Origin of the sequence: Bacillus cereus group sp. BfR-BA-01524, assembly GCF_022662595.1 — a bacterium.
Classification (GTDB): domain Bacteria; phylum Bacillota; class Bacilli; order Bacillales; family Bacillaceae_G; genus Bacillus_A; species Bacillus_A thuringiensis_S.
Window position 1 is genome coordinate 1 of record NZ_JAKUDW010000362.1, and the last position, 289, is coordinate 289.

A 289-nucleotide genomic window follows, 5' to 3' on the forward strand; every position below is an offset into this window, starting at 1 on the left:
CAAGAATCAGTGATTGTCAAAGCAGAAGAAAAACTTGAAGAAACAATCATTGTGGAAATACCAGAAGAAACTGAAGAAGTAGAAGTAATTGCGGAAGCAGAAGCGCCAGAAAAAGTAGAAGTAATTGCGGAAGCAGAAGAGTCAGAAGAAATGGAAGTAATTGCGGAAGCAGAAGAGTCAGAAGAAGTAGAAGTAATTGCGGAAACGGAAGAGTCAGAAGAAGTAGAAGTAATTACAGAAACAGAAGAGCTAGAAGAAGTGGAAGTAATTGCGGAAACAGAAGAATCAG

The 289-nt window shown here is 38.8% G+C and carries 1 protein-coding gene; it reads left to right on the forward strand.

Annotated elements, in window-relative coordinates:
* Window positions 1–289 (forward strand): hypothetical protein (locus MR170_RS31480; RefSeq protein WP_242310724.1); only part of this gene is annotated, 289 nt, incomplete at both ends.